The sequence below is a fragment of the Bradyrhizobium sp. SUTN9-2 genome (assembly GCF_003122645.1).
Classification (GTDB): Bacteria; Pseudomonadota; Alphaproteobacteria; order Rhizobiales; family Xanthobacteraceae; genus Bradyrhizobium; species Bradyrhizobium yuanmingense.
On sequence record NZ_LAXE01000001.1, the window covers coordinates 5,264,985 to 5,290,939 of the forward strand.

23 protein-coding genes, 1 tRNA gene and 2 pseudogenes are annotated in these 25,955 nt (G+C 64.1%); 12 read left to right on the forward strand and 14 right to left on the reverse strand.

The genetic code is table 11. From position 1 onward, the window contains the following. Positions 1–40 precede the first annotated feature (40 nt). Both XF30_RS24505 and XF30_RS24510 read right to left on the reverse strand, forming a co-directional pair. A complete protein-coding gene (locus tag XF30_RS24505; RefSeq protein WP_036001174.1) occupies positions 41–1,360 on the reverse strand; it encodes an ABC transporter substrate-binding protein in 1,320 nt (439 codons plus the stop codon). A 52-nt stretch (positions 1,361–1,412) separates the two neighbouring features. Then, positions 1,413–2,480: an ABC transporter ATP-binding protein gene (locus XF30_RS24510; protein WP_036001178.1), complete on the reverse strand. Its 1,068-nt coding sequence runs from the start codon at positions 2,478–2,480 to the stop codon at positions 1,413–1,415. A gap of 201 nt (positions 2,481–2,681) precedes the next feature. Between XF30_RS24510 and gntR the strand changes: the two genes are divergently transcribed. The 7 genes from gntR to XF30_RS24545 all read left to right on the forward strand — a co-directional run bounded on the left by gntR (position 2,682) and on the right by XF30_RS24545 (position 9,082). Next, a complete protein-coding gene (gntR, locus tag XF30_RS24515; protein WP_109144083.1) occupies positions 2,682–3,782 on the forward strand; it encodes an HTH-type transcriptional regulator GntR in 1,101 nt (366 codons plus the stop codon). 123 nt (positions 3,783–3,905) lie between these two features. Further along, positions 3,906–5,735 (forward strand): IlvD/Edd family dehydratase, encoded by a 1,830-nt coding sequence (locus tag XF30_RS24520; protein WP_109144084.1) that lies wholly within the window; start codon positions 3,906–3,908, stop codon positions 5,733–5,735. A 136-nt stretch (positions 5,736–5,871) separates the two neighbouring features. Next, on the forward strand, positions 5,872–6,603 hold the full coding sequence (locus XF30_RS24525) for an SDR family oxidoreductase (protein WP_109144085.1): 732 nt from the start codon (positions 5,872–5,874) through the stop codon (positions 6,601–6,603). An 18-nt stretch (positions 6,604–6,621) separates the two neighbouring features. Further along, on the forward strand, positions 6,622–7,368 hold the full coding sequence (locus tag XF30_RS24530) for an SDR family NAD(P)-dependent oxidoreductase (protein ID WP_036001187.1): 747 nt from the start codon (positions 6,622–6,624) through the stop codon (positions 7,366–7,368). A gap of 7 nt (positions 7,369–7,375) precedes the next feature. Further along, positions 7,376–7,768: a GFA family protein gene (locus XF30_RS24535; protein WP_109144086.1), complete on the forward strand. Its 393-nt coding sequence runs from the start codon at positions 7,376–7,378 to the stop codon at positions 7,766–7,768. 147 nt (positions 7,769–7,915) lie between these two features. Then, positions 7,916–8,596 (forward strand): site-2 protease family protein, encoded by a 681-nt coding sequence (locus XF30_RS24540; RefSeq protein ID WP_109144087.1) that lies wholly within the window; start codon positions 7,916–7,918, stop codon positions 8,594–8,596. A 63-nt stretch (positions 8,597–8,659) separates the two neighbouring features. Next, positions 8,660–9,082 (forward strand): hypothetical protein, encoded by a 423-nt coding sequence (locus XF30_RS24545; protein WP_036001196.1) that lies wholly within the window; start codon positions 8,660–8,662, stop codon positions 9,080–9,082. Here XF30_RS24545 and XF30_RS24550 read toward each other — a convergent pair. From XF30_RS24550 to XF30_RS38915, 5 genes and pseudogenes are all read right to left on the reverse strand, one after another. After that, positions 9,070–9,894 carry a TonB family protein gene (locus tag XF30_RS24550; RefSeq protein ID WP_036001198.1) on the reverse strand — a complete coding sequence of 275 codons (825 nt, stop codon included), beginning with the start codon at positions 9,892–9,894 and terminating at the stop codon, positions 9,070–9,072. The genes XF30_RS24545 and XF30_RS24550 overlap by 13 nt on opposite strands. A gap of 12 nt (positions 9,895–9,906) precedes the next feature. Further along, on the reverse strand, positions 9,907–10,362 hold the full coding sequence (exbD, locus tag XF30_RS24555; RefSeq protein ID WP_036001202.1) for a TonB system transport protein ExbD: 456 nt from the start codon (positions 10,360–10,362) through the stop codon (positions 9,907–9,909). A gap of 3 nt (positions 10,363–10,365) precedes the next feature. After that, positions 10,366–11,298 (reverse strand): tonB-system energizer ExbB, encoded by a 933-nt coding sequence (gene exbB / locus XF30_RS24560; protein ID WP_109144088.1) that lies wholly within the window; start codon positions 11,296–11,298, stop codon positions 10,366–10,368. Beyond that, positions 11,295–11,501 (reverse strand): annotated as a pseudogene (locus XF30_RS24565) (PKHD-type hydroxylase); the annotation flags it as partial. The gene exbB and the pseudogene XF30_RS24565, both read right to left, overlap by 4 nt. Positions 11,502–11,648: 147 nt before the next feature. Beyond that, a pseudogene (locus XF30_RS38915) lies at positions 11,649–11,943 on the reverse strand (hypothetical protein). Positions 11,944–12,317: 374 nt separating this feature from the next. Between XF30_RS38915 and XF30_RS24575 the strand changes: the two are divergent. The 3 genes from XF30_RS24575 to XF30_RS24585 are packed head-to-tail and all read left to right on the forward strand — an operon-like array spanning position 12,318 to position 17,251. Continuing rightward, on the forward strand, positions 12,318–13,490 hold the full coding sequence (locus XF30_RS24575; protein ID WP_036034315.1) for an efflux RND transporter periplasmic adaptor subunit: 1,173 nt from the start codon (positions 12,318–12,320) through the stop codon (positions 13,488–13,490). Then, on the forward strand, positions 13,487–16,630 hold the full coding sequence (locus tag XF30_RS24580) for a multidrug efflux RND transporter permease subunit (protein ID WP_109144089.1): 3,144 nt from the start codon (positions 13,487–13,489) through the stop codon (positions 16,628–16,630). The genes XF30_RS24575 and XF30_RS24580 overlap by 4 nt, the downstream gene beginning before the upstream one ends. Before the next feature lie 60 nt (positions 16,631–16,690). After that, positions 16,691–17,251, forward strand: a complete 561-nt coding sequence (locus XF30_RS24585) for an invasion associated locus B family protein (RefSeq protein WP_192893240.1) — start codon at positions 16,691–16,693, stop codon at positions 17,249–17,251. Positions 17,252–17,261: 10 nt separating this feature from the next. Here XF30_RS24585 and XF30_RS24590 read toward each other — a convergent pair whose 3' ends face one another. The 6 genes from XF30_RS24590 to XF30_RS24615 form a co-directional block, all read right to left on the reverse strand. After that, positions 17,262–17,624, reverse strand: coding sequence for a DUF1428 domain-containing protein (locus XF30_RS24590; protein WP_109144090.1), 363 nt, complete (start codon positions 17,622–17,624; stop codon positions 17,262–17,264). Positions 17,625–17,794: 170 nt separating this feature from the next. Beyond that, a tRNA-Gln gene (locus tag XF30_RS24595) sits at positions 17,795–17,868 on the reverse strand. Positions 17,869–18,026: 158 nt separating this feature from the next. Continuing rightward, positions 18,027–18,929 (reverse strand): ribonuclease Z, encoded by a 903-nt coding sequence (gene rnz, locus XF30_RS24600; RefSeq protein ID WP_109144091.1) that lies wholly within the window; start codon positions 18,927–18,929, stop codon positions 18,027–18,029. Between the two features lie 52 nt (positions 18,930–18,981). Next, positions 18,982–19,965: an antibiotic biosynthesis monooxygenase gene (locus XF30_RS24605; protein WP_109144092.1), complete on the reverse strand. Its 984-nt coding sequence runs from the start codon at positions 19,963–19,965 to the stop codon at positions 18,982–18,984. A 15-nt stretch (positions 19,966–19,980) separates the two neighbouring features. Then, a complete protein-coding gene (guaD, locus tag XF30_RS24610) occupies positions 19,981–21,378 on the reverse strand; it encodes a guanine deaminase (protein ID WP_109144093.1) in 1,398 nt (465 codons plus the stop codon). Between the two features lie 15 nt (positions 21,379–21,393). Then, positions 21,394–22,611: a multidrug effflux MFS transporter gene (locus XF30_RS24615; RefSeq protein ID WP_109144094.1), complete on the reverse strand. Its 1,218-nt coding sequence runs from the start codon at positions 22,609–22,611 to the stop codon at positions 21,394–21,396. Positions 22,612–23,120: 509 nt separating this feature from the next. Here XF30_RS24615 and XF30_RS24620 point away from each other — a divergent pair. Then, positions 23,121–23,705, forward strand: a complete 585-nt coding sequence (locus XF30_RS24620) for a DUF1349 domain-containing protein (RefSeq protein WP_109144095.1) — start codon at positions 23,121–23,123, stop codon at positions 23,703–23,705. A gap of 44 nt (positions 23,706–23,749) precedes the next feature. Here the strand turns inward: XF30_RS24620 and XF30_RS24625 are convergent, their stop codons facing one another. After that, positions 23,750–24,379 carry a TetR/AcrR family transcriptional regulator gene (locus tag XF30_RS24625; protein WP_109144096.1) on the reverse strand — a complete coding sequence of 210 codons (630 nt, stop codon included), beginning with the start codon at positions 24,377–24,379 and terminating at the stop codon, positions 23,750–23,752. Between the two features lie 197 nt (positions 24,380–24,576). On the opposite strand from XF30_RS24625, the gene XF30_RS24630 reads away from it, so the two are divergent. Then, a complete protein-coding gene (locus tag XF30_RS24630; protein ID WP_036001246.1) occupies positions 24,577–25,821 on the forward strand; it encodes an efflux RND transporter periplasmic adaptor subunit in 1,245 nt (414 codons plus the stop codon). Positions 25,822–25,955: the final 134 nt, after the last annotated feature.

Sequence of the window (25,955 nt, forward strand, 5' to 3'; positions counted from 1 at the left end):
GACGAGCGGGCGACCCAAGAGCCGCCCGCTCCGTGACTGTTCAGCGATAGATGCGCTTCAGCTGGCGCTCGGCTTCCGCCATCGCGCCCTTCACATCCTTGGCGCCGGTGCAGTAATTGGCGAACATGTCGACGACGATGAAGTCGGCGATCGCGGTTGCCGCCTTCTCGCCGACGGTGCCGATGCCGGACGCCGGTAGCGTGCGCTTGGAGGCCTGCGAGAACACGGCGTTCTTGGGATCGGCCGTCCAGATCGGCGCCGATTCATAGGCGTTCAGGGTCTGCGTCAGATAACCTTGCGCGCCGGCCAGCCACTTCTCGTAGTTCTCCTTCTCCAGCATGAAGGCGACGAAGGCCTTTGCCGCATTCGGATATTTGGTGAAGTTGAAGGCGAGGATCGGCAGCGCCAGCTGCAGCTCGGTCGGCTTGCCGACAGGACCGACCGGCCAGAGCGCGTGATAGGTGTCCTCGGTGAGCTCCTTCTTGCTGGCATCGGTCTTTGCCGCGACGTAGATCGAGATGCCGTTCGCCGTGCAATAGAGCTCGCCGGCGAGGTACGCCTTGTTGTTGGAGGAATCGTTCCAGGACGCCGTGCCCGGAATGAAGCTGTCGTACAGCGCCTTGCAATATTCCAGCGCCTTCGCCGTCTCCGGCGAATTGATGACGATCTTGTCGTTCTGATCGACCGTGTAGGCACCGTGGCCCCACAGCACCCAGTGCAGCCAGGAATTGCCGTCGCCCGAGGCGTGACCGAGCGCAAAGCCGGCCGGCGTGTTGTTGGCCTTGAGCGCCTTGCACATCTCGAGGAAGCCGGGAAAGTCCTTCGGGAATTCCTTGAAGCCAGCCTTGTCGAGCGCCGACTTGCGGTAGGTCATGTAACCGCCGTTGGTGGCGACGGGAATGCCGAGCCAGTCGTTGCCGAGCTTGCAGGTCTTGGCAGCCGCATCGGTCCAGCCGCCGTACTTGTTGCCGAGATAATCGGCGACATCGTTCATCTTCAGCACTTTGGTCGGGAACAGCTGCGGCAGGGTGTGCAGACCCCAGGCGAGATCGAGGCCGGAGCCGGTGTTGGCCGCAACCGAGGCCTTCGGCTGCACGTCCTCGAAGGACTCGCTGAAGGTGTTCATCTCGGTGCCGGTCGCGGCCTTGAACGCCGCCACCATCGCGTTGAACGCATCGTCCTCCGCCGGCACGAAGCGCTTCCAGCGCATCACCGTCAGCTTGGCGCCGGGCTCGGCCTTCCAGGGCGCGCTCTGCGCCCAGGCCTTGGCGAAGTCGAACAGTGCCGGCCCCGTCAGCATGCCGGTCGCAGCCAAAGCGGTGCCGCCTTGAAGCAGAGACCGGCGGGTAAAGTCTTGCATGTTGTCCTCCCTGTGATGCTTTTTGTCGTCTTATGCCTTGTCGTCTGATGCGTTAGGCGTTCATGCGTTTGCCCGTCGCATCGTCGAACAGATGGACCAGCGATGGCTCGGGCTTCAGCCGCACCTTGTCGCCCGGATTGAACTGGTGACGCTCGCGGAAGACCGCGACGACCTGCTCGCCGCCGAGCTTGGCAAACACCTGCGTCTCCGAGCCGGTCGGCTCGACGACGATGATCTCGGCCTCGGCGCCGTCATCGGCGATGGTGAAGTGCTCCGGCCGCACGCCATAGACCGCAGGACGGCCGTCGGAATTGGCGGGCGCGGTCTTGAGCGGGAGCTTGACGCCGTTCGGTCCTTCGAAGCTCGCAACGCCGTTGACGCGCACATGGCCTTTGAGGAAGTTCATGGCAGGCGAGCCGATGAAGCCCGCGACGAACTGGTTGTCGGGCTTGTCGTAGAGCTCGAGCGGGGTGCCCATCTGCTCGACGATGCCGTCATGCATGACAACGATCTTGTCGGCCATGGTCATGGCCTCGATCTGGTCGTGGGTGACGTAGACGGTCGTCGTCTTCAGCCGCTGGTGCAGCTCCTTGATCTCGGTGCGCATGGCCACGCGCAGCTTGGCGTCCAGGTTCGACAACGGCTCGTCGAACAGGAACACCTGCGGATCGCGCACGATGGCGCGGCCCATGGCGACGCGCTGGCGCTGACCGCCGGAGAGCTGTCGCGGATAGCGGTCGAGCAGCGGCGACAGCGCGAGGATCTCGGCGGCGCGCTTGACGCGCTTGTTGATCTCGTCCGAGCTGGCATTCCGCAGCTTGAGCGAGAAGCCCATGTTGTCGGCGACCGTCATGTGCGGATAGAGCGCGTAGTTCTGGAAGACCATCGCAATGTCCCGCTCCTTGGGCTGGACATTGTTGACGACGCGGTCGCCGATCGAGATCGTCCCGGAAGTGATGTTCTCGAGGCCGGCGAGCATGCGCAGAAGCGTCGACTTGCCGCAGCCGGAGGGGCCGACCAGGACGACGAACTGGCCGTCCTCGATCGGAATCGTCACGCCGTGCAGGACTTCAAAATTGCCGAACGATTTCCGCACGTCGCGGATTTGCACAGACGACATCTAGCTCCCTCCTCGAAAGTCCACGGCGCCTCTCGCGCCGCGACCGTCTTGTTTTTCGGACTTTACCGAACCAGGCCCGATATTAGCGGGCAACATTGTCGGTAGTTTGTGCGGTTTTGGCAATTTGTCTTTGGTTAGTCGTTGCTGGTAGCGCTGTCAACGTTCCTTTGTTTGCGGGACTGACTGTGTTAAGAGCAGCAGATGGGTCGAAAACGCACCAAGTCAGGCAAAATCCGGCTGGCCGAAGTGGCCGAGCTCGCCGGCGTCAGCCCGATTACCGCGTCGCGCTTTTTCCGCAATCCGGAGGCCCTGTCGGTCGCCAAGCGGACGCGGGTCGAGAGCGCCGCCAAGGAGCTCGGCTATGTGCCCAACCTTGCCGCGCGCGCCCTCGCCTCGCAACGCACCGAGGTCATCGGTGTCCTGATCCCATCGCTCACCAATAACGTGTTCTCGGACGTGCTGCGCGGCATCTATGACGCCTCCGAAGGCAGCCGCTACTCGATCCAGTTGTCAAACACGCGCTACAGCATTCTCCAGGAAGAGAAGTTGCTGCGTCTGTTTCTGGCGCAGAAGCCGGCCGGGCTGATCGTCACCGGGATCGACCAGACCGCGGAGTCGCGCGCGATGCTTCAGGCCGCGGACTGTCCGATCGTGCAGATCATGGAGATCGGCCCGGACCCGGTCGACATGATGATCGGCTTTTCGCACTATGATGCGGCCCGCGGGGCGATCGCGCACTTGTTCGAGCAAGGTCACCGCAAGGTCGGCTTCGTCGGCGCGCGGATGGATCCCAGGGTGCAGCGGCGGCTGGACGGATATGTCTCGGCCATGAGGGACGCCGGATCGTTCGACCAGCGCCTGGTGGTCACGACGGCGACGCCGACCTCGGTGACACTCGGCGGCGCCCTGTTCACCGATCTGCTGGCGCGCGAGCCGGACATCGATGCGGTGTTCTGCGCCAACGACGACCTCGCGCTCGGCGTGCTGTTCGAATGCCGGCGCCGGGAGATCGCAGTCCCCGGGCAGATCGCGATCGTCGGCTTCAACGATCTCGAATTCATGGCCGCCGCCGTCCCCACCCTCACCAGCGTCCGCACCAACCGCTATGAGATGGGCAAGACGGCCGCCACCATGCTGATCGACGCGATCGAGGGCCGCCGCCCGGAGCAGCCGGTGCTCGATCTCGGCTTCAAGGTGATCGAGCGGCAAAGCTCGTCGGCGCGACGTTCGGACAGCAGGCCAGCCGTATCAGCCGCGGGCGCGGCGAACAAAATGATAGCGTTACCAAGCAGCCACGACTAGTATCGGAATCGTGAGGAAACGACCCGCCAGCGGGAAGGCAGATCATCGCGCGCGCCGTTGGGCACCGCACATGCCGACACCATGAGACGGACGGTAGTCGCGTTTGCATTGCAGGAGAAACCAATGACAAAGAAACCAACCAACGGGCATGCCGCCGGCAGCAACGGTACCCGCCGCCATCTTCGCTCGCAGGAATGGTTCAACAACCCGCACAATCCGGGCATGACCGCGCTCTACATGGAGCGTTACCTGAATTACGGCCTCACCCGCGCCGAGCTGCAATCCGGCAAGCCGATCATCGGCATCGCCCAGACCGGCAACGATCTGTCCCCCTGCAACCGCCATCATCTCGAGCTCGCGCACCGCGTCCGCGAAGGCATCCGCGAGGCCGGCGGCATCGCGATGGAATTCCCGACCCATCCCATTCAGGAGACCGGCAAGCGACCGACCGCGGCGCTCGACCGTAACCTCGCTTATCTCGGCCTCGTCGAAATTCTCTACGGCTATCCGCTCGACGGCGTGGTGCTGACCACCGGCTGCGACAAGACCACGCCGGCCTGCATGATGGCGGCCGCGACGGTGAACCTGCCCGCGATCGTGCTGTCGGGCGGCCCGATGCTGAACGGCTGGCACAATGGCGAGCGCACCGGCTCCGGCACCATCGTCTGGAAATCGCGCGAGCGGCTCGCGGCCGGCGAGATCGACTATGAAGAGTTCATGGAGATCGTGGCCTCCTCGGCGCCCTCGGTCGGTCATTGCAACACCATGGGGACGGCCTCGACCATGAACGGGCTTGCCGAAGCGCTCGGCTTCTCGCTACCGGGCTGCGCGGCGATCCCGGCGCCCTATCGCGAGCGCGGCCAGATCGCTTACGAGACCGGAAAACGCATCGTCGAGATGGTCTGGGAGGATTTGAAGCCTTCCGACATCCTGACCCGCAAGGCGTTCGAGAACTGCATCGTGATCAATTCGGCGATCGGCGGCTCGACCAACGCGCCGATCCACATCAACGCCCTCGCCCGCCATATCGGCGTCGAGCTGTCGATCGAGGACTGGCAGAAGTTCGGCCACGACGTGCCGCTCCTGGTCAACATGCAGCCGGCCGGCTTCTATCTCGGCGAGGAATTTCACCGCGCCGGCGGCGTGCCCGCCGTGGTGCGCGAATTGATGAAGCACAAGCGCATCCATGAGGACGCGGTCACGGTCAACGGCCGCGGCATCGGCGAGAACTGCAAGAACGCGCCCGCTCCCGACAACGACGTGATCTGGGCTTACGACAAGCCGCTGGTGAAGGACGCCGGCTTCCTGGTGCTGAAGGGCAATCTGTTCGATTCCGCGATCATGAAGACAAGCGTGATCTCCAAGGAATTCCGCGACCGCTACCTCAGCAACCCGAAGGACCTCAATGCCTTCGAGGGCCGCGCCATCGTGTTCGAGGGGCCGGAGGATTATCACGAGCGGATCGACGATCCCTCGCTCGACATCGACGAGCGCTGCGTGCTGTTCATCCGCGGCACCGGCCCGATCGGCTACCCCGGTGGCGCCGAGGTTGTGAACATGCAGCCGCCGGCGGCGCTGATCAAACGCGGCATCCTGTCCCTGCCCTGCATCGGCGACGGTCGCCAGTCCGGCACTTCTGGCTCGCCCTCGATCCTCAACGCCTCGCCTGAAGCGGCCGCCAATGGCGGGCTTGCCGTCCTCAAGACCGGCGACAAGGTCCGCATCGACCTCAACAAGGGCAGCGCCAACATCCTGATCCCGGACGAGGAGCTGAAGAAGCGCCACGCCGAGCTCAAGGCCAGCGGCGGCTTCAAGCATCCGCCGAACCAGACGCCGTGGCAGGAGATCTACCGCAACACCGTCGGCCAGCAATCGACCGGCGCCTGCATGGAGCTCGCCACAAGGTATCAGAACGTCGCCGGCACGTTCGGTGTGGCGCGGGACAATCACTGACACGGTCATTCCGGGGCGCGACGCAGTCGCGAGCCCGGAATCCATTCATCCACCGGCGCTGTGGCGCGATGGATTCCGGGTTCGCGCCAAGAGGCGCGCCCCGGAATGACGAAGGAAAATTCGCAGGAGAAACAACATGGCAGACCGCCTCAAGGGAAAGCGCGCCGTCGTCACGGCTGCCGCGGCAGGCATCGGGCGCGCTTGCGCCATCGCGTTCGCGCGTGAAGGCGCAACCGTCATCGCCACCGACATCAACGAGGCCGGCATCGCGAGCCTGACGAAGGAAGGCATCGCCGAGGTCGCAAAGCTCGACGTCCGCAACACCGCCGACGTCAACGCCTTCGCCATGCGCGTCGGCAAGATCGACATCCTGCTCAACGCCGCCGGCTTCGTGCACCACGGCACCATCCTGGAATGTTCGGAAGAGGACTTTGACTTCTCATTCGATCTCAACGTCAAGTCGATGCACCGGACCATCAAGGCTTTCCTGCCCGACATGATCGCCGGCGGCGGCGGCAGCATCGTCAACATCTCGTCCTGCGCAGCCTTGCGGCCGCCGGCCAACCGCTACGTCTACAGCTCGTCGAAGGCGGCGGTGTCGCTGCTGTCGCGCGCGGTCGCGCTCGACTTCATCACCAAGGGCATCCGCTGCAACTCGATCTGTCCCGGCACCGTCGAGACGCCTTCGATGCTCGACCGCGCGGCAGCCCAGGGCCCGCAGGGCAAGGAGATGTTCATCTCGCGCCAGAAGATGGGCCGGCTCGGCACCGCCGAGGAGATCGCCGCGATGGCGGTCTATCTCGGCAGCGACGAGAGCGCCTTCACCACCGGCGTCGATCTCGTCGTCGACGGCGGCTACATGCTCTGACGCAGGAAGGCCTCCGGCATGAACAAGATCGATCTCAACGGCCGCATCGCTATCGTCACTGGCGGCGCGCAGGGCTTTGGCCGCGCCATCACCGAGCGCTTCGTCGCCTCCGGCGCCAAGGTCGCGATCTGGGACTTTGACGCCGCGCTGGCCGAGAAGACGGCAAAGGAGATCGGCGGCGAAACGAAAGTCTTCAAGGTCGACGTCACCGACACGGCGGCCGTCGAGCAGGCACGCGATGCGACGCTCAAGGCCTTCGGCAAGATCGACATTCTCGTCAACAACGCCGGCATCGCCGGGGTCAACAAGCCGGTGTGGGAGACGGACCTGGAGGAATGGCGGAAGGTGCTGCGCATCAACCTCGACGGCCCCTTCATCGTCTCCAAGGCGATCGTGCCCGAAATGCTCAAGCAGAAATACGGGCGGATCGTGAACATCGCCTCGATCGCAGGCAAGGAAGGCAACCCGAACGCCGCGCATTATTCGGCGTCCAAGGCCGGCCTGATCGCGCTGACGAAGTCGCTCGGCAAGGAGCTCGCCGGCCACGACATCCTCGTCAACGCGGTGACGCCGGCCGCGGCGAAGACGGCGATCTTCGACCAGATGACGCAGCAGCATATCGACTTCATGCTGTCGAAGATCCCGAAGGGGCGCTTCGTGCTGGTGGAAGAGCTCGCCGCGATGGTGAGCTGGCTTGCGTCGGAGGACTGCGCGTTCTCGACCGGCGCGGTGTTTGATATTTCCGGTGGGCGGGCGACCTATTGAGGACATCATGATCCGGGAAGGTGGTTGCCTGTGCGGCGCGGTGCGTTTCAAGGCGGAGGGCGAGCCGCTCAACGTCCGCATCTGCCATTGCCGCATCTGCCAGAAGGCGATGGGTTCGCCCTATTTCGCCCGCGCGCAGTTCGACCAGCGTGCGCTGAGCGTCGACGGCGAGACTGCACGCTACGCCTCCTCGGACAATATCGATCGCGTGTTCTGCAAGCGCTGCGGCACGCGGCTTTTCGCCTGGCGCCGCAACGGCACGCTGGCGGGCGTTGCGCTCGCCACCTTCGATGATCGTAACGCCTTTGCGCCGACCGAGCACATCTGGGTGTCGGAAAAGCTCGCCTGGGTGAAGCTCGACGACGGCTTGGTGCAATATCCCGGGACGATCCCGGCGTGACTTTGCGCGACTGCACGGCGGCCGGCCGAAGCATCCATCTGCAGCGTGGCAATTCGGAACCGGCCACCCTATGTTGAGCCGAAGCGTTGCTGCGCCGGTTTGGTCAGGACGGTTGCAAGGCCGCTAGCTAACCGAAATGGATGAGCTGTGAACATTTCCTTGTACGACCTGTCGGTGTGGGTGCTTCCCCTCGTGCTCGCCATCACCTTCCATGAGGCCGCGCATGCCTTCGTCGCGGACCGGCTCGGGGACAATACGGCCGCGCAGCTCGGCCGCGTCAGCTTCAATCCTATCAGGCATATCGACCCGTTCGGCACCGTCATCCTGCCGGCGATGCTGCTGTTCGCGCATTCGCCGTTCCTGTTCGGCTACGCCAAGCCGGTGCCGGTAAACTTCCGCAAGCTGAACAATCCCAGGCTCGACATGGTCTGGGTAGCGCTGGCCGGACCCGCCACCAACATCCTGCTGGCGCTCGCCACCGCCCTCGCCTTCCATGCCCTGCCGCTGGTGCCCGCGAGCGCGGCGAAATGGGTTGCCGACAACCTCAAGAATGCCCTCATCATCAACGCCATCCTGGCCGTCTTCAACATGATGCCGATCCCGCCGCTGGACGGCGGCCGCGTCGCGGTCGGGCTGCTGCCGCGCCCCCTCGCCTTGCCGCTCGCCCGGCTCGAGCCGTTCGGTATGTTGATCCTGATCGGGCTCTTGATCCTGCTGCCGCTGGCGGGCTCCCAGTTCGGTCTAAATCTTGATGTTATTTCAGCAATACTGCGGACGTTGACCGGTTATGTGATTCAGGCTGTTCTCTTCCTGACCGGCAATGCGTAGTTGAACCGGAACACCCGAACACGAGCCGAAAGGCCAGAGGCCGACTTGGTCAAAGCTGCCGATATGCTGATCGCGCGACGCGCCGACACCCGCGCCCGCGCTGATTTCGCCACCTGGAAGATGATGGCTAAGCTCAACGGGGCGTCCGCGCTGCCTCCGGAGGCCCAGGAGTTCCTGAGCAGCTACAGGAACCTGCTGGCGCAGATGAGCGAAGGCGAAGCCACCGAGGCCACCATCGGTGCGATCTACAAGGCCTATTACGTCGAGATGGGTGGCGCTGGAAAGCCGCCCGACGTCCGTCCGCGCGAGGCCGAGCCGGCAGCGGATAATGTTACCGCTTTCCGGCGCCCGGCGCCGAAGCCGAAAAGCGCAGGTTTCTTCGGGACAGGCGCGGCCAGCGGAGCCCAGAAACGGCCCCTGCCCGTGGCGCTGATCTTCGCCTGCCTGGTGGTGGTCTATGTCGGGATCCGGCTCTACTGGCGTTGAGCCGACTTCTTGTTGGCGGTCTTCTTCGATTTCTCAGGGGCGAAGCTGATCTCGAGGGTGCGCTCGAAACGCTCCTCGGTCAGTTGAACCGGAGGCGGCTCGAAAGGATCCGCCTTGCGAACCATCGAGATCGCAGCTGCATCGTAGGCGGCGTCGCCGGACGACGCGATCACGTCGACCGAGACCACATTTCCCTTTCGGTTGAGCGCGAAACTCACCGTGACCTTCTGATTGGCGTTCTCTCTGCCTTCCGGATTGATCTGGTGCTGCTTGATACGCGCACTGATTTTCTTGTTCCAGTCCACCGTGATCTTCAGGATGTCCTTGCCGAGCCCAACCACCGGCGCCAGGGCCTTTTCGGCCTCGCGCGTTGCGTCCTCGAACGTTTGCCGGGCCATATCAACCTGCTTTGGGGCAGCCTCCATGGCGGGCGTTTCAACGGCAGCCGCCTTCGGATCGTCGTCCTGCTCCTTCTTCGCAACCTTTTCGCTGACAATGCGATCGGGATCCTCGGCCTCTTGCGGTCGATCTTGAGGAAGTTCCGTCTCCTTCAGTTCGGCCTTCTGCTCTGGAAGCTCCGGGCGCTCCTCTTGTGCCGCGGAGTCGTTTGGTCCGGTCGGCAAATCGGATTCCTGAGCCTCCGGCGAAGCCATCTCGACGGCGAACTCGGCTCCGGCTGCGCCGAGACCATCGCCGTCGTCGTCGCCGTGCAAATGCGCCAGCGCGAGCGCAGCACCGCCGAGATGCAGGGCGAGCGCGGCCGCCGCCGCCAGGATCCAGAGCTTCCGGGATGGTCTCGGTTCGTCCGCCATCGTTCCGTCTTCTTAAGGCTGGGCGGCGCCTGCCACAGGCGCCCCCGGTGCGCCTTCCAGCGCGACCAGCTTCACCCGCGTATAGCCGCCCGAGCGCAAGAGCTCCATCACGCCCATCAACTCGCCATAGGGCACCGAGCGATCAGCGCGCAGGAAAACGTACTTGTCCTTGCTCATCTCGGAAAGGCCGTCGAGGGTTCCGATCAACTCGGCCCGGTGAACGGCGTTCTCCCCGATCGCGAGCGTCAGATCGGGCTTGATGCTGAGATAGGTCGGCTTGTCCGGCTTCTTCTGCGGCGTCGCACTCGACGTCGGCAGATCGATCGGCAGGTCGACCGTGGACAGCGGCGCGGCGACCATGAAGATGATCAGCAGCACCAGGATGACGTCGATGAACGGCGTGACGTTGATGTCATGCGTTTCCGAGAAATCGTCATCGTCATCATTGTCAGCGAGCGAAACGGCCATGGTCTACTCCGCCGCGCGCGAATGCACGCTGCCGTGGCTGCGGTCGAGATCACGCGACAGCAGTCGCCCAGCCGCGCCCGAGGCGCGGCTGACGAGCTCGAGATAGCCTTTCGTCACGCGCGAGAAGTGGTTGTAGATGATGACGGCGGGAATGGCGGCGACGAGGCCGATCGCGGTGGCGAGCAGCGCCTCGGCGATGCCGGGCGCGACCACGGCGAGGTTCGTGGTCTGCGACTTCGAGATGCCGATGAAGCTGTTCATGATGCCCCAGACCGTGCCGAACAGGCCGACGAAGGGCGAGGTCGAGCCGATGGTCGCGAGCACGCCCATGCCGATCCGGATGCGCCGTTGCTCCGCGCGCACGATCTCGGAAAAGCTCGAGGCGGCGCGTTCCTTGATGCCGGCATCGCTGGACAGGCCAGCCGACATCCGCGCTTCGCGCAACGCCGCCGCAAGGAACGACGGCAGGATGCCCTCCTTGGTGCCGAGCGCCATCTGCGCTTCGGCAAGCGAGCGCACCTCCGCAATCTTCTTCAACGCCGAACGCAGCTTGCCGGAGGCGACCGACAGCTCGATCGACTTGGCGATGAAGACGGTCCAGGTCATCAGCGAAGCGAAGGCGAGCCCGATCATCACCGCCTTCACGATGACGTCCGCCGACATGAACATCACCCAGGGCGACAACTCCTTCATGGCCGCCGCCTCGGGCTTCGCACTCGCGGGATTGGCGGCCACCGGGGCGGCGCCCACGACGGCGGGAGCCGTCGAGGCCGCAGGCGCAGCTGCCGGGGGGACGGTCCCGGCAGCGGACGGCTGAGCCGTCGATGGGGCCGGTGCCGGCGGGCTCTGCGTCTGGGCGGAAACGGGGGATGCGAGCCAGGCAGACGCCAGCATCAAGGCTGCGGCAAGGCTTGCTTGAAAGGAGATGGTCTTCATACTTCGGCCCAGTAGCGAATGAGATTGTGATAGATACCCGTCAATTTGACCGTTTCGGGATCGTCACGCCCGAGCCGTTCCACCAGCGCCTGTATCGCGGTGTCGAGGCCATAGATCATGCTCCGGGCTTGATCGTCCCGTATCATGCTCTGAAGCCAGAAGAAAGACGCAACCCGCGTCCCCCTGGTCACGGGGGCGACGAGAGGTGCTGGAGGATAGAGCACAAGGCCCTCCAATTCCTGTCGTTCACACGCGTCGAACGAATGTCGCCTGTTGGTATCGGCCACACAATTGCGGGTCAATGCGTGCCGTTCGCGAGAACCCTTGAATAGATCAAGATCAAAACGATTCTAAACTGCCCCGCTCTCTGAGCGAAGGATGCGTCCTAAACGCAAATCGATTGCTGGCCACTCGATCGCCGCTCTGGGTTTCATCAGCCACAGCAACTCGTCGACGGTCTTCGCAACGGCGCGCACGCGATCGGTGCTGTCCATGCCGGCGATGTTGGCGCCGTTGACAACGGCTTTGATCTCGTCGCGAAAGTCGGTGAGGAAGCACAAGGGATCGCGCTGCTCGTTGGTGACACGCGATCAATCCCTCGATCAGCATCTGGCACGCGATCAGCTTGCCGTTCAGCTCGTCCATGCTTTGCTCCGTCGCTGCGGCGCCGAAATGGACGATGCCGAAATCCATGGTAACCGAAACGGCTACGAGGCGACTTAGAACCGTTCTTGCGGCAGATCCGAAAGGCAGCGCGGCGCGGGGCCGATCGGTCCCGAGCACACTGCTCCGCGTGCTGCGCAAGACTTGCACGCCGGCCGATCGCGGCGGGAAAACGCGGCATTGCACGTCGCCGCGCCAACGAGCTGCCTACACGGTGCAAAGCTTTCCAATTGTTTAGGATTCTCACCCGATAGTGCTGTTTACTCTGGAAGTTGGCGTGTATTATACATCATGCTGGAACCGTACGATTGCCCCGATATTCGCAGCCGAGGGCATACGAGCCGACACGAGACGACATGAACAAGTCCCGGCCGATCCTTTGGCTTCTGATCATCGCGGCCGTGGCTTCTGCGGGCTATTATGGTTGGCAGAAATTCGGCACGTCCGAGGCTGGAAAAACCCAGACCGCACAAAAAGGCCCGCCTCGCCCCTCCGCCGTCCCGGTCAGCGTTGCGCCGGTTCAGAAGACCGACTTTCCGGTCTATCTCACCGGTCTCGGCACGGTTCAGGGCTTTAACACGGTCCAGGTCCGAAGCCGTGTGGATGGCCAGATCGACAAGCTCGAATTCAGGGAAGGCCAGATCGTCAAGCAGGGCGATCTCCTGGTTTCGATCGATCCCCGTCCCTATCAGGCCGCGCTTGACCAGGCCAAGGCCAAGAAGGCGCAGGACGAGGCCAGTCTCGCCAACGCCAATCTCGAGCTCCAGCGCGCCACGAAGCTCGGCGAATTCGCCACCGCCCAGCGCGTCGACACACAGCGCTCCACCGTCGCTCAGCTCACCGCCCAGATCGCCGCCGACGATGCCGCGATCTCCAACGCCCAGACCCAGCTCGATTACACCCAGATCAAGGCGCCGATCACCGGCGTGGCAGGCCTGCGTCAGGTCGACATCGGCAACATCGTCAACGCTTCGTCGCAGACCGCCATCGTCACGATCTCGCAGGTCGAGCCGATCGCCGTGATCTTCACCGCGCCGGAAGACCAGCTCCCCTATATCAGCGAGGGCCAGAAGGCCGGCGCGCTCAAGGTGATCGCCTTCACCACCGACGGCAAGAGAACGCTGGCCGAGGGCAAGCTCGCGGTGATCAACAACCAGGTCGACGCGACCAGCGGCACGATCCGGCTCAAGGCGGTGTTCGACAACAAGGAAAGAACGCTGTGGCCGGGGCAATCGGTCTCGACGCGGCTCCTGGTGCGAACGCTGAAGGATGCGACGGTCGTTCCGGATGACGCGGTCCAGCGCTCCACCAACGGACTCTATGCCTATACGGTCAACCAGGACAACAAGGCCGAACTGCACAAGATCAAGGTCAGCTATGGCATCGACGGTCATTCGGTCATCGAGGAAGGATTGAGCCCCGGTCAGCAGGTGATCGTCGGCGGACAGTTCAAGGTGCAGCCCGGAAGCCTGGTGTCGACGGCGGTAGCAAGCTCCGATCCGACCCAGAACAAGGTTCGACAGCAATGATCGGGGGCGGGATTTCGGCGCCTTTCATCCGATATCCCATCGGCACCTCGCTGCTGATGGCCGGCATTCTCTTCGTCGGCCTGGTCGCCTATCCCCTGCTCCCGGTCGCGCCCCTGCCGCAGGTGGACTTTCCGACCATTCAGGTCACCGCCAATTTGTCCGGCGGCAGCCCCGAGACCATGGCTTCGTCGGTGGCGCAGCCGCTCGAGCGGCAATTCGCCCAGATTCCTGGCATCGCGCAGATGACCTCGACGAGCTATCTGGGCACGGCGTCGATCACCATCCAATTCGACCTCAACCGCAACATCGACGGCGCCGCCAACGACGTACAGGGTGCCATCAACGCGGCTAGCGGCCAGTTGCCGAGGAACCTGCCGTCGCCCCCGACCTACCGCAAGGTCAACCCCGCCGACGCGCCGATCCTGCTACTGTCCGCGACATCGGAGACGCTGCCGCTGACCAGCGTCAGCGATGCCGTCGACACCCAGCTCGCCCAGCAGATCAGCCAGCTCTCGGGCGTCGCCCAGGTCTTCATCGGCGGCCAGCAGAAACCCTCGATCCGCATTCAGGTCGATCCCGCAAAGCTGGTCGCCAAGGGCTTGTCGATGGAGGATATCCGCAGCCAGATCGCGATCACCACGGTCGACAGCCCCAAGGGCAATATCGACGGCGAGAAGCGGGCCTATACGATCTACGCCAACGACCAGCTCACTCACGCGAAGGACTGGAACGACGTCATCATCGCCTATCGCAACGGCGCTCCGTTGCGAATCCGCGATATCGGCCAAGCGGTCACCGCTGCCGAAGACGCCAAGCAGGCGGCGTGGGCCAACGGCAAGCGCGGCGTGTTCCTGGTGATCTTCAAGCAGCCCGGCGCCAACGTCATCGAAACCGTCGACAGGATCAAGGCGACCCTCCCTCGTCTCGTGGCGGCGATCCCGCCCGCGATCAAGATCGAGCTCATCAGCGACCGCACCGCGACCATCCGTGCCGCGGTCGAGGACGTCCAGTTCACGCTGCTCTTGACCATTGTGCTCGTGGTCATGGTCATCTTCATCTTCCTGCGCAGCTTCTGGGCGACGGTCATTCCTACCGTCACGGTTCCGCTGGCGTTGCTGGGCGCGTGCGCCCTGATGTGGCCGGTCGGCTATTCGCTCGACAATCTGTCGCTGATGGCGCTCACCATCGCGGTCGGTTTCGTGGTCGACGACGCCATCGTAATGCTCGAGAACATCACGCGCTACATCGAGGAAGGCGACTCGCCGATGGAGGCCGCCTTCAAGGGCTCCAAGGAAATCGGCTTCACGATCGTCTCCATCAGCATCTCGCTGGTCGCGGTGCTGATCCCGCTGCTCCTGATGGGCGGCATTATCGGGCGCCTGTTCCGCGAATTCGCCGTGGTGCTGGCGATGACGATCTTCGTTTCGATGTTCGTATCGCTGACGCTGACGCCGATGATGGCCTCACGCTTCCTGCGCGCCCATGGTGAGGTGCAGCACGGCCGCTTCTATCAATGGAGCGAGCGCGCCTTCGACGCGATGCTGTGCGGCTACGAATATGTGCTCGATCACGCCCTCGCCTGGCGGCGCACCACGCTCGCGATCTTCTTCGTCACGCTCGGCCTGTCGATCTACCTGTTCGTGCTGATCCCCAAGGGCTTCTTCCCGCAGCAGGACGTCGGCCTGATCACGGCCACGTCCGAAGCCTCGCAGGACATCTCGTTCAAGGAGATGGTGAGACGCCAGGAGCAACTCGGGAAGATCATCCTGGCCGATCCCGACGTTGCCAGCGTTGCCATGTCGATCGGCGGCAGCGGCCGTGCCGGCAACAACGGCAACCTGTTCATCACGCTGAAGCCGCGCAATGAGCGTGACGCTTCGGCCCAGCAGATTATCGCGCGTCTGCGTCCGCAGTTCGACAAGGTCCAGGGCGCCCGCCTCTACATGCAGGCGGCCCAGGACGTGCGGCTCGGCGGTCGACCCACGCGCACTCAGTTCGAATTCACGCTGCAAGACGCCAATCTGGACGAGCTGAACGAATGGGCGCCGAAGATCCTTGGCAAGATGCAGACACTGCCGGAGCTGCGCGACGTCGCGACCGACCAGCAGACGCAGGGCACGACGGTCCAGCTCAAGATCAACCGCGACACCGCCGCCCGCTACGGCATCCAGCCCCAGCTGATCGACGATACGCTGTATGATTCCTTCGGACAGCGGCAGGTCACGCAATATTTCACGCAGCTCAACACCTACAAGGTGATCCTGGAAGTCCTGCCGGAGATGCAGGGCGATCTCGAGACGCTAAACAAGCTCTACGTGAAATCGCCGCTGACCGGCGACCAGGTGCCGCTGTCGACCTTCGCGAGCTGGACCACCGATCCGGTCCGCCCGCTCTCGATCAGCCATCAAGGCCAGTTCCCGTCGATCACGATCAGCTTCAATCTCGCGCAAGGCGTCGCGCTCGGCCAGGCCACCGAGGCCGTGCAGAAGGCGATGGCGGAGCTCGGGACGCCGCCCACGCTGAATTCGAGCTTCCAGGGCACCGCGCAGGCATTCCAGCAATCGCTCGGCACCGTGCCGCTCCTGATCCTCGCCGCGCTGGTCGTGGTCTATCTGATCCTTGGCATTCTCTACGAGAGCTACATCCATCCGATCACGATTTTGTCGACGCTACCCTCGGCCGGCGTCGGCGCGCTCGCGATCCTGATGGCGGCCGGATTCGACTTCAGCCTGATCGCGCTGATCGGCATCATCCTCCTGATCGGCATCGTGAAGAAGAACGGCATCATGATGGTGGACTTCGCGATTGCCGCCGAGCGCGACGAGCACAAGACACCGGAGGAATCGATCCGTCAGGCCGCGCTGCTGCGCTTCCGTCCGATCATGATGACGACGATGGCGGCCCTGCTCGGCGGCGTGCCCCTCATGCTCGGCCACGGCACCGGCGCCGAAATCCGCCAGCCGCTCGGCTACGCCATGGTCGGCGGCCTGATCGTCAGCCAGGCGCTGACGTTGTTCACCACGCCGGTCGTCTATCTCTATCTCGACAAGCTCAACAACTGGTTCTCGACCTGGGGCCGTTCGGACGACGAAGGCGAGGAGACGCCCGAGCAGGGCAGCGTCAAGGAAGCCGCCGAGTAAGGTTGCGCCGCGCCTGCCGCGACGCTACAGCGAGACCCCGGTTCGCAAATGCGGTTTCCCATGCCCATGCAATCCAGACTTGCCGCCCTTGCCGCTGCCGTCCTGTTGTCAGCAGGCGCAGCGCACGCCCAGCAGGGCGCCAAGAAGAACGCCGCGCCCGCGCCGGCCGCGCAGCCCGCGCCCGCCCCGACGCAGGCTGACGGGGCTTCCGGAGAGCCCGGCTGGATCGTCCGCTGCACCAGCGCAAGCCGCGACGCGCCGCTCGAATGCGCGATGGAGCAGAACGCGGTGCTGACCAAGACGGGCCAGACCGTCGTCCTGATCAACATCCGCATCGCGCCCGACACCCGCACGCCGATCGCGCTTCTGCAATTGCCGCTCGGCCTCAACCTTCCCGTCGGGGCCAAGCTCCAGGTCGACGAAGGCAAGACGTTCGATCTCCAGATCCAGACCTGCGAGAATCGCGGCTGCTACGCCTCGACCCCGGTTGCGCCGGACCTGCTCGCCGCCTTGCGGTCGGGCAAGCAGCTGAAGGTCTCTTTTCAGAACATGGCCAAGGAGACCATCGCGATCCCGATGCCGCTCGGCGATTTCGCGGCGGCCTACGACAAGATCAAGTAGCAGGCACGCCTCACGTCACGATGTCACTCGCCCGAAGCAGCGTCGTGAAGCCGCCATAGATCATGCGCTTGCCGTCGAACGGCATGCCCTCGAACTTGATGCGCGGGTCCGCCATCACCTTCTTGTTGATGGCATCGCGGCTCTCGCGGTCCCGATAGACGATCCAGGCGAACACCACGACCTCGTCCTCCTTCGCGATCACAGCGCGCGGAAACGAGGTGAGCTCGCCATAGGGAACGTCGTCGCCGATGCATTCGACGTAGTCGAGCGCGCCGTGCTCCATCCAGATGGCGCAGGCTTGCGTCGCCAGCGCCTCGTAGGCCTCGATATTGTCCTTCGGCACGGCGAGAACGAAACCATCGACATAGGGCATTTGTGGATCTCCTTGGGTTGTCCAGCCCAAGGACGATACAGCGCGCGGCGATCCGACTTGGAAACGCAAATACTAGGTGAGGCAAACCGTCGCGAGCAACGAGGCAGCCCATCAACCTGCCTGCCATCCTGCCCAGGACCGGAACCATACCTTGGGAAAGCGCCCGGAACTGGCTGGGGAACCTGGATTCGAACCAAGACAAACAGAGTCAGAGTCTGTTGTGCTACCGTTACACCATTCCCCAACGGAATAGTCGAACAAATTCAAAGGCCTGCTTGATTTGTTCGACTGTGGCCGGGAAGCGCATCGCGCTAATCGCGGCTCAGGCGTGGCAGCCTTCTACCCGCTCGCATCTGGGCTGGCAAGCGCTGCGGTGGACGGATCGGGTCAGGGCGCGTTTGATCAGACGACGATGTGGTCGAAGTCTGCGGCGATCCGGGTGTTCGGGAAGATTTTTGCCGCCTCGGCGAGAATCTCTGCGTCTTCGTAGCGTCCCGACATATGCGTCAGCACGAGCTGTCCGACCTCGTTCGCGGCGGCAAAGGAGGCCGCTTCTGCCGCGGTGAGATGGCCGTAATTCCGCGCGGTCGGCGCGTCGCGATCGAGGAACGTCGCCTCGATCACCAGCATGTCGGCGCCGGCGACGTATTGCGACAACCCCTCGGTGGTCTCGGTGTCGCCGATCACGACGAGCTTGCTGCCGCCGCTCACAGGACCCAGGACCTCTTCCGGATCGATGGTTCGGTCGGCAACCACGATCGGTCGGCCGGCGGCCAACTCGCCGCGCAACGGACCGTCGGGGACACCGAGCGCGATGAGGCGATCGGGGCGAAGATGACGGCGCGCGGGGCTTTGGAAGATGAAGCCGAAGCTGTCGGTGTCGCGGTGGCGGACCGGAAAACAGTCAACGGCGAATTCACCGGTATCGATAGCTCGTCCCTCGGTCAGCGCTTCGAACTGGACGGCGATCGGCGCCCTGCCCGCGCCCCACAGGCCGGCGAGCATGCGGGTGACGAGGTCGAGCGTGCCCTCGCCGCCGTGAACGGTCATCTTCTCGGACGTCTGCCGCAAGCCGAGCGTCGAGAACAGTCCGGGGATGCCGAGCACGTGGTCGAGATGGGCGTGGGTGAGCAGGATGCGGTCGAGCCGCCGAAAGCCGGCGCCGCTGCGCAGCAGCTGACGCTGCGTGCCCTCGCCGCAATCGACCAGGACGCGCTTGCCTGCGGCTTCCACGAGAAGCGCCGGATGGTTGCGCTCCGCTGAGGGAACGCTCGCCGATGTTCCGAGAAACGTCAGGGCGAACATGGTCGTCGATATCCAGCGACCGCCCTTCTCCGCGTCGATACGGTTGACGGTCTCACCGTCCCCAATGCCACGCGAGCAGCAGCGCGTACAGGCCCATCGAGGCGGCATAGAGCACGGCAAGCAGCACGTAGCCGGCGATCTGGCGACCGAGCGTCGCCTTCGGCGTCACCCACCAGTCGAGCGCCTTGAAGGCGGCGGGCACCAGCCACCAGCCGAGCAGCTGCGTGCTGACGAGATTGCCGATGAACAGCGACAGCCAGACCGGCACGCCGTTTCTGTCGATCAGGGGCGCGCTGATGAAATAGCCCCAGAGGTAGACCACGGGATAAAGCACCAGGAGAACGATCAGGTTGCTCTTCCAGATGAAACCGGACCCTTGCTCGGGCGCCGACGTCTTGCCGGCCGGGAACCAGAAGTTGAAGCCATAGCTCGCCCGTTTCACGTTCATACCGGCGTTGAAGCGCGCGCCCTCCTTCAGCAGCGTCTGCCGCAACGGCGAGTCGAGCCAGGCATTGAGATTGGCATCGCTGTCGAAAGACAGGATGATGATCCATTCGTCGTGCAGGCCCGGAATCGGCCGCTCGATCTTGTGCCGCAGAAATCCCTTGAACTCGGCCTCCGCCGCCTGGATGCGCTGCTGCCATTTCAGGAATGGGTCCTCGAGTCCATCAGGGACTTTGAATGAGATGACGGCCGAGACCGCGCTGTCGCGCGGGACGCCGGTGTCGGGCAGGATATGGACGTCCTCCGAACCGACGAAGAAGCGCTGCACCTCCGCGATCAGCTTCGCCCGCACCTCGCTCTGCAGCCAGGCACGTGCCGCAGCGGGGCTCGCGAAACGCAGGATCGTCACCCAGTCCACATGCGCCGGCGGTTGCGGCGGCACCACCTCAAGGCTGAGGAAGCCTGGCCAGGCCTTGAGCACCTCGCCGACCTCACCGTTCCACCGGGCGAACGCAGCAAAGCCGTCGTCGGCGATGCGGCGCTGAATGACGAGAGCGACCGGCTGGCCGGCTGTTTCAGGAGATGCGCGCATCGGCAGCGGTCCGCCTCAGCCTTTCTTGTAGAGACGCTTGCCCATCACCCAGGTCTCGTCGACGCAGCGATCGTCGCCGACCATCATGACGGCGAACAGCATGCTCGCGGCCTCGTCCATCGTGCGCGGGCCGGCGCCGTCGGCGATCAGCGATTGATGCCACGCTTGCGCGACCTGTCCGCCGTTCGGATCGAGCGCGACGAAATCGGCCTCCTTACCCGGCTCGAAGTTGCCGAGCTTGTCGTCGATGTAGAGGCCTTCGGCGCCGCCGAGCGTGATCGACCAGAAACCGCGATAGGGCGAGAGCTTGTTGCGCTCGGCTTCCGCGAGGTCCTTGCGCGCGGGATCGATGCTGCCGTCGAGCAGCGTGTTGTTGCACATGCCGACCTTGTAGGCGTCGTCGAGCACGGAGATCATCGAGAAGCGGTTGCCGCCGCCGACATCGGTGCCGAACGACATCTTGACGCGATGCTCGGGATCGGTGGCGCGGCCGAGGCGGAACAGGCCACTGCCGAGGAACAAATTCGAGCACGGGCAGAACACCACCGCCGCGCCCTTCTTCGACATGCGGCGGAACTCGTTGTTGGAGAGATAGACGCCGTGGCCGCCGGAGAATTTCGGACCGACCAGGTCGAACTTCTCGTAGACACCGAGATAATCCTGGCAGTCCGGATGCTCGACCAGCACGCCGCTGCATTCGGCCGGATTCTCGGAGATATGGGTGTTGACCCAGCAGTCCGGATGCTCGTGCTTGAGACGCTGACACGCTCTCAGCAATTCCGGCGAGGCACCAAAGGCGAAGCGCGGCGTGATGGCGTAGAGATTGCGGCCCTTGTTGTGGTACTGCGCGATCAGCCGCTTGCTGTCGCGATAGAAATTCTCCGGTGTATCGATGAAATCGGCCGGCGCGTTGCGATCGATTCCGGTGAGGCCCGCGATGACGCGCATGTTGCGCCTGCTCGCTTCCTCGAACAACTCCTCGGTCGAAACAGGCGAGGAGCTCGTGAAGGCCTGGCAGGTGGTGGTGCCTGAGGCGAGCAGCGCATCGAGGAAACGCTTCACGCCCTCGCGCGCGTAATCGCGATCCCGGTATTTGAGCTCTTCCGGGTAGACCCATTTCTGGAGCCACGGCAGGAGCTGCTCGCCATAGGCCCCTAACACGCGCGTCTGCGGCAGATGGATGTGGTCGTCGATGAAGCCGGGAACGATGATGCGGTCCTTGATGTGGGTGACCTCGACGCCCGGATGGGCGGCGGCAATCTTGTCATAAGGACCGAACGCCTTGATCACTCCGTCAGTGACGACCATGAGGCCATCCTGGTGAAAGCGCGCGGCGGCCGGCTCGTTGCCGACGTGCTTCCAGGGATCGTCGACGAAATCGAAGAACGTGCCGCGAATTCCGACCGTGGTCATGATTTGGTTCCTTATCTAACTGTGTGTCGCTTGCCGCGCTGACGGCAGCGAGATCGCGAGCAGCGTCCCCGCAATGGCGCAGAGCCCGAGATAAAGCCATCCGATCGGCGCCTGTGTCGCTTCGGGCAACACCGCCGTGATCGCCATGGCACCGCTCACGGCGAGATAGCAGAGCGCGCTGATGAGGCCGCCAACCAGGCCATGGTCGCGTTCGAACAGGCCAAGCGCCATGCCGTACATCATCGGGCACAGCACGCCGCAGCCGCCGAGCACCAGCGCGCCGCCGATCGTGATCGACGCAACATCGAGGCCGAGGGTCATGCCTGTTACCGTCAGGACCACCGCACCGGCGAGGAACAGCGCGAAGGCGCCGAAGCCCAGCAAGCGCGCCGGCATGACGCGCGCGAAATGCGCGCAGCCGAGCTCGCCGGCGAGATTGACCCCGCCAAGCCCGAGTGCGACGAGGCCGTAGATGGCCGCCGAATAGCCGAGACCGGTCTGGTAGAAGAACGGCGCGACGACGCCGAACGCCAGCTGCGCGCTGGCCGCCGCGGCAAACACCAGCACGAAGGCGAGGAAGCCCGGGCGGACCAGCGCATCGCGCAAAATACCGGCAGTGCGGCGCGGATCGAACGGCGCGCGCCGCTCTGCCGGCAATGTTTCGGGCAGAAGAAATGCGACGATCGCGGCGACGATCGCCGCGGCGACGGCAATGACGACGAAGACGCCGCGCCACGAGGTCAGCTCGACGATGAAGCCACCGGCTGCCGGCGCCAGCACCGGCGCAAGGCCCCAGGCGGCACCCAACAAGCCGGAGATCGCGGTGAGCTCGCGGCCGCGGAAACAATCGGCTGCGACCGCATAGGCGACGACGAGACAAGTGCAGCCGCCGATGCCTTGCAGGAAGCGCAAGCCGAGCAGCAGCGAGGCGCTGGTGGCCATCGCACAGGCGATGCTCATCGCGATCAGGACCGACAGGCCTGCGAGCAGCACGTTGCGGCGGCCGAGAGTGTCCGAGGCGATACCGACCGGCACCAGCGCCAGAGACATGCCGAGCATGTAAGCGGTGACGGTATTCTGCATCGACGCCGCGTCAGCTGCGAGATCCACCACCATCTGCGGCAGGCCCGGCGTATAGGCATCGAGCGGAACCTGGCTGAACGGCACGACGCACAACAGGATCGGCACGATCCCACTCCTGGCGCGACCGGCGTCCGAAGCAAGTGCAGTCATGGCTTACGGCCCCTCGACTCCCGCCGGCTCCGTCTTTTCGTGCGCGCAATGAGACACGATGCAGGCTGCGGATATTGACGCGCGGAACGTGCCAGAACTGTATGTAAAAACTCTTAGGGGTTCCCGTATCGATACGGTTTGCGGCGCTGGATGATCAGGCTCCGGGCACGCTCAAACAAAAATGCGAAAACAACCCCATGCACAGTACGAATCATTGAAGAATTTCGCGCCGCATGGTGCGGGTCCTGCCGGCGAAGGCCGTTTGACACGTCGGGCAGAACAGGCGCAAAGTTGCATGATCGCCGATCGTGAATCCGCAACTCGCGCCGACGCCGTTAACCGGTCGGAAGCCATGGCTGCTATGAAACGTGAGCCGGCCTCGACATCGGCACCACTGTCGATGGCGCGAGGCTGAACTCTATGCACGCGCCCGATCGCAGTTTGCACGAGGCCATGCTTGTCCGGCAGATGGATCGAGCCACGGCAGGCATCGGCAATCGAGGTTGGAAATGACTCTCCTCAGAAGTGACGGCGTGTGGTTGAACGAACCGAAACGATGGACGGCAGCGGACGATCGCCTCCAGGTCGTGACGGAAAATGGCACCGATTTCTGGCGCGAAACCTACTACGGCTTTAATCGTGACAGCGGGCATTTCCTGGGCTTTCCAACCGGCGAGGCATTCACCGCCAGCTTACGTGTACAGGGCGACTTCCAGGCGCTCTACGATCAGGCGGGCATCATGGTGCGCATCGACGCGCGACATTGGGTCAAGGCCGGCATCGAACTGTCGGACGGCCGCGCCATGCTTGCAAGCGTGCTAACCGACGGGCGATCGGACTGGGCAACGGCACCCTATGAGCATGATGCCGGAGACTTCTGGGTCCGCGCAACCGTCGCCGACGGCGTCCTTCGTCTACAAGTCTCGGCCGATGGCAAGACCTGGCCTCTCATGCGGCTAGCGCCGTTTCCGGCAGCAAGCTCCTATCTTGTGGGCCCGATGGCCTGCACGCCCGAGCGGGCGGGACTGGAAGTCGTGTTCTCGAACTTTCGTCTGACACCGCCGCTTGGAAAGGACCTTCACGATCTGAGCTAAGCGGCCTTGCGATCTATCGCGCTCCCGAGCGGGCAGATCGTCGTTCAGCGCAGCGCCCTGCCACTCGTCTCTATCGCCTCCGCCGACTGCGCCTCGACCGCCTGCACGGCGACATCAGCGACCTGCCGCAGCGCTTCACGATCCGCGCCCGAAGATGCCATCACGCCCATGCCGACCGACACCGCCGAGATATAGCGCGCGAGCGCGGCCGGATCGGCGCTCTCCTTGAGATCGCCCTCCGCCTTGGCGCGGATGAAGCGGTCGCGGAGCTGGTCCTCGTTCTGGGCGCGGCGCGCGGCGAGCTCGAACGGGACGTTCTCGGAGCCGGTGCCGCAGGCGATGCCGCCCTGCACGAGCAGGCAGCCGGGCGGATTGGCGGGATCGGTCTGCTTGTCGGCGATGCCCATCAGCATCCGCTCCGCCACCTCGCGAGCGGTGGGCGCTGCGACCACCTCGTCCATCCAGATGTTGCGCAGCGTGGTGTAGCGGTCGAGCGCAGCCTTCAGCAGGCCTTCCTTGTTGCCGAAGCAGGCGTAGAGACTGGGCGGATTGATGCCCATGGCCTCCGTGAGCTGGGCAATGGTCGCGCCCTCATAGCCATGGCGCCAAAACACTTCCATCGCCTGGTCCAACGCCGTTTCGGCGTCGAATTCGCGGGGGCGTCCCATGCCCATGTGCCTGTCTCCTCGGATTCGGCGTGCTGTCTCAGCCTAACGCCGGATCCTATCTATTTGTTCTAGCTTTCTTTCTTGTGTCTTCCAATCGTCGCGGTATCGGCGTACAATTTTCTTAGTGATTGGTACATAAGTATCTTGCACTGCGGTATCCAGCTCCACATCTGTAGTGAACACTACATATCTGGAGCGCGCAAATGCATCCCTCCCAAAATACCTCCCGCACCGGCCATTTCCGCCGCCTTCTGGGCGGCGTCGCCATCGTGGGCGCCCTCGCCGCGGCCGGCTCGATCGTGACCGGCCGCTATTTTCATGCGGCGCAAGCGACCGCACCGGCGGCCGCAGCTGAACAAGCCGTTTCCGTCACCGTCGCGATGATCGAGCCGCGGCAGACCGTGCTGTGGGACGATTTCTCCGGCCGGCTCGAGGCGATCAACCGTGTCGAGCTCCGCCCCCGCGTTGCGGGTGCGATCATGTCGGCGAACTTCACCGAGGGCGCGCTGGTGAAGGCCGGCGACGTGCTGTTCAAGATTGATCCCGCCCCCTATGCGGCCGAGGTCGACAAGGCTGCCGCCCAGCTCGAGGCCGCCAAAGCGCGCGTCGTCTTCACCCAAAGCGAGCTCGAGCGTGGCGCACAGCTCGTCGGCAACGCCGTGGTCACCCGGCGGGACTACGACCAGCGCGACAACGCCAATCGCGAAGCAATCGCCAACGTCAAGGCGGCCGAGGCGACGCTGCAGACCGCAAAGCTCAATCTCGACTACACCGAAGTGCGCGCCCCCGTGGATGGCCGCGTCGGCAAGATCGAGGTCACCGTCGGCAATCTCGTCGCCGCCGGCACCGCCTCGCCGGTGTTGACCTCGCTGGTCTCGGTCAATCCGATCTACGCCTCGTTCGATGCGGACGAAGAGGTGGTGCTGCGCGCGCTGAACTCGATCGCCGATGCTTCCGGCCAACGCGGCAAGCTCGACCAGATCCCGGTCGAGATGACGACCTCGGGCGGCTTGTCCGCGAAGGGCAACATCCAGCTGATCGACAACCAGGTCAACGGCCAGAGCGGCACCATCCGTGTCCGCGCGGTGTTCCGCAACGACGATGGGCGTCTCATCCCCGGCCAGTTCGCGCGCGTGCGCATGGGCCAGCCGAAGCAACAGGCGCTGGTGATGATCGACGAGCGCGCGATCGGCACCGACCAGGACAAGAAGTTCGTGATGGCAGTCGGCGACGACAGCCGCGCCGTCTACCGGCCGGTCACGCTCGGCGGCGCGGTCGATGGGCTTCGCATCGTCACCTCGGGCCTGAAGTCCGGCGACCGCATCGTCGTCAATGGTCTGCAACGCGTGCGTCCGGGAGCCCTCCTCAAGACGGAGGTGGCGGCGATGGGCGCACGGGGGCCGCAGCAGGCGTCGAACCACAGCAACCAGGACGTGGTGCAGCGTTAATGCACCCCGTCATCCCGAGGCGCGCATCGCGCGAACTACGGTGCGCAATTGCGCACCTGAGAATCTCGAGCGTACGAAACTCCGAACACATCACCTCTGGATTCCGGGTTCGCGCTTCGCGCGCCCCGGAATGA

What these genes read in the sequence shown, in the direction of transcription:
- XF30_RS24505 (WP_036001174.1), bottom strand. Translation starts at nt 1,360, where the DNA reads ATGCAAGACTTTACCCGCCGGTCTCTGCTTCAAGGCGGCACCGCTTTG.
- XF30_RS24510 (WP_036001178.1), bottom strand. Translation starts at nt 2,480, where the DNA reads ATGTCGTCTGTGCAAATCCGCGACGTGCGGAAATCGTTCGGCAATTTT.
- gntR (WP_109144083.1), top strand. Translation starts at nt 2,682, where the DNA reads ATGGGTCGAAAACGCACCAAGTCAGGCAAAATCCGGCTGGCCGAAGTG.
- XF30_RS24520 (WP_109144084.1), top strand. Translation starts at nt 3,906, where the DNA reads ATGACAAAGAAACCAACCAACGGGCATGCCGCCGGCAGCAACGGTACC.
- XF30_RS24525 (WP_109144085.1), top strand. Translation starts at nt 5,872, where the DNA reads ATGGCAGACCGCCTCAAGGGAAAGCGCGCCGTCGTCACGGCTGCCGCG.
- XF30_RS24530 (WP_036001187.1), top strand. Translation starts at nt 6,622, where the DNA reads ATGAACAAGATCGATCTCAACGGCCGCATCGCTATCGTCACTGGCGGC.
- XF30_RS24535 (WP_109144086.1), top strand. Translation starts at nt 7,376, where the DNA reads ATGATCCGGGAAGGTGGTTGCCTGTGCGGCGCGGTGCGTTTCAAGGCG.
- XF30_RS24545 (WP_036001196.1), top strand. Translation starts at nt 8,660, where the DNA reads ATGCTGATCGCGCGACGCGCCGACACCCGCGCCCGCGCTGATTTCGCC.
- XF30_RS24550 (WP_036001198.1), bottom strand. Translation starts at nt 9,894, where the DNA reads ATGGCGGACGAACCGAGACCATCCCGGAAGCTCTGGATCCTGGCGGCG.
- exbD (WP_036001202.1), bottom strand. Translation starts at nt 10,362, where the DNA reads ATGGCCGTTTCGCTCGCTGACAATGATGACGATGACGATTTCTCGGAA.
- exbB (WP_109144088.1), bottom strand. Translation starts at nt 11,298, where the DNA reads ATGAAGACCATCTCCTTTCAAGCAAGCCTTGCCGCAGCCTTGATGCTG.
- XF30_RS24575 (WP_036034315.1), top strand. Translation starts at nt 12,318, where the DNA reads ATGAACAAGTCCCGGCCGATCCTTTGGCTTCTGATCATCGCGGCCGTG.
- XF30_RS24580 (WP_109144089.1), top strand. Translation starts at nt 13,487, where the DNA reads ATGATCGGGGGCGGGATTTCGGCGCCTTTCATCCGATATCCCATCGGC.
- XF30_RS24585 (WP_192893240.1), top strand. Translation starts at nt 16,691, where the DNA reads ATGCCCATGCAATCCAGACTTGCCGCCCTTGCCGCTGCCGTCCTGTTG.
- XF30_RS24590 (WP_109144090.1), bottom strand. Translation starts at nt 17,624, where the DNA reads ATGCCCTATGTCGATGGTTTCGTTCTCGCCGTGCCGAAGGACAATATC.
- rnz (WP_109144091.1), bottom strand. Translation starts at nt 18,929, where the DNA reads ATGTTCGCCCTGACGTTTCTCGGAACATCGGCGAGCGTTCCCTCAGCG.
- XF30_RS24605 (WP_109144092.1), bottom strand. Translation starts at nt 19,965, where the DNA reads ATGCGCGCATCTCCTGAAACAGCCGGCCAGCCGGTCGCTCTCGTCATT.
- guaD (WP_109144093.1), bottom strand. Translation starts at nt 21,378, where the DNA reads ATGACCACGGTCGGAATTCGCGGCACGTTCTTCGATTTCGTCGACGAT.
- XF30_RS24615 (WP_109144094.1), bottom strand. Translation starts at nt 22,611, where the DNA reads ATGACTGCACTTGCTTCGGACGCCGGTCGCGCCAGGAGTGGGATCGTG.
- XF30_RS24620 (WP_109144095.1), top strand. Translation starts at nt 23,121, where the DNA reads ATGACTCTCCTCAGAAGTGACGGCGTGTGGTTGAACGAACCGAAACGA.
- XF30_RS24625 (WP_109144096.1), bottom strand. Translation starts at nt 24,379, where the DNA reads ATGGGCATGGGACGCCCCCGCGAATTCGACGCCGAAACGGCGTTGGAC.
- XF30_RS24630 (WP_036001246.1), top strand. Translation starts at nt 24,577, where the DNA reads ATGCATCCCTCCCAAAATACCTCCCGCACCGGCCATTTCCGCCGCCTT.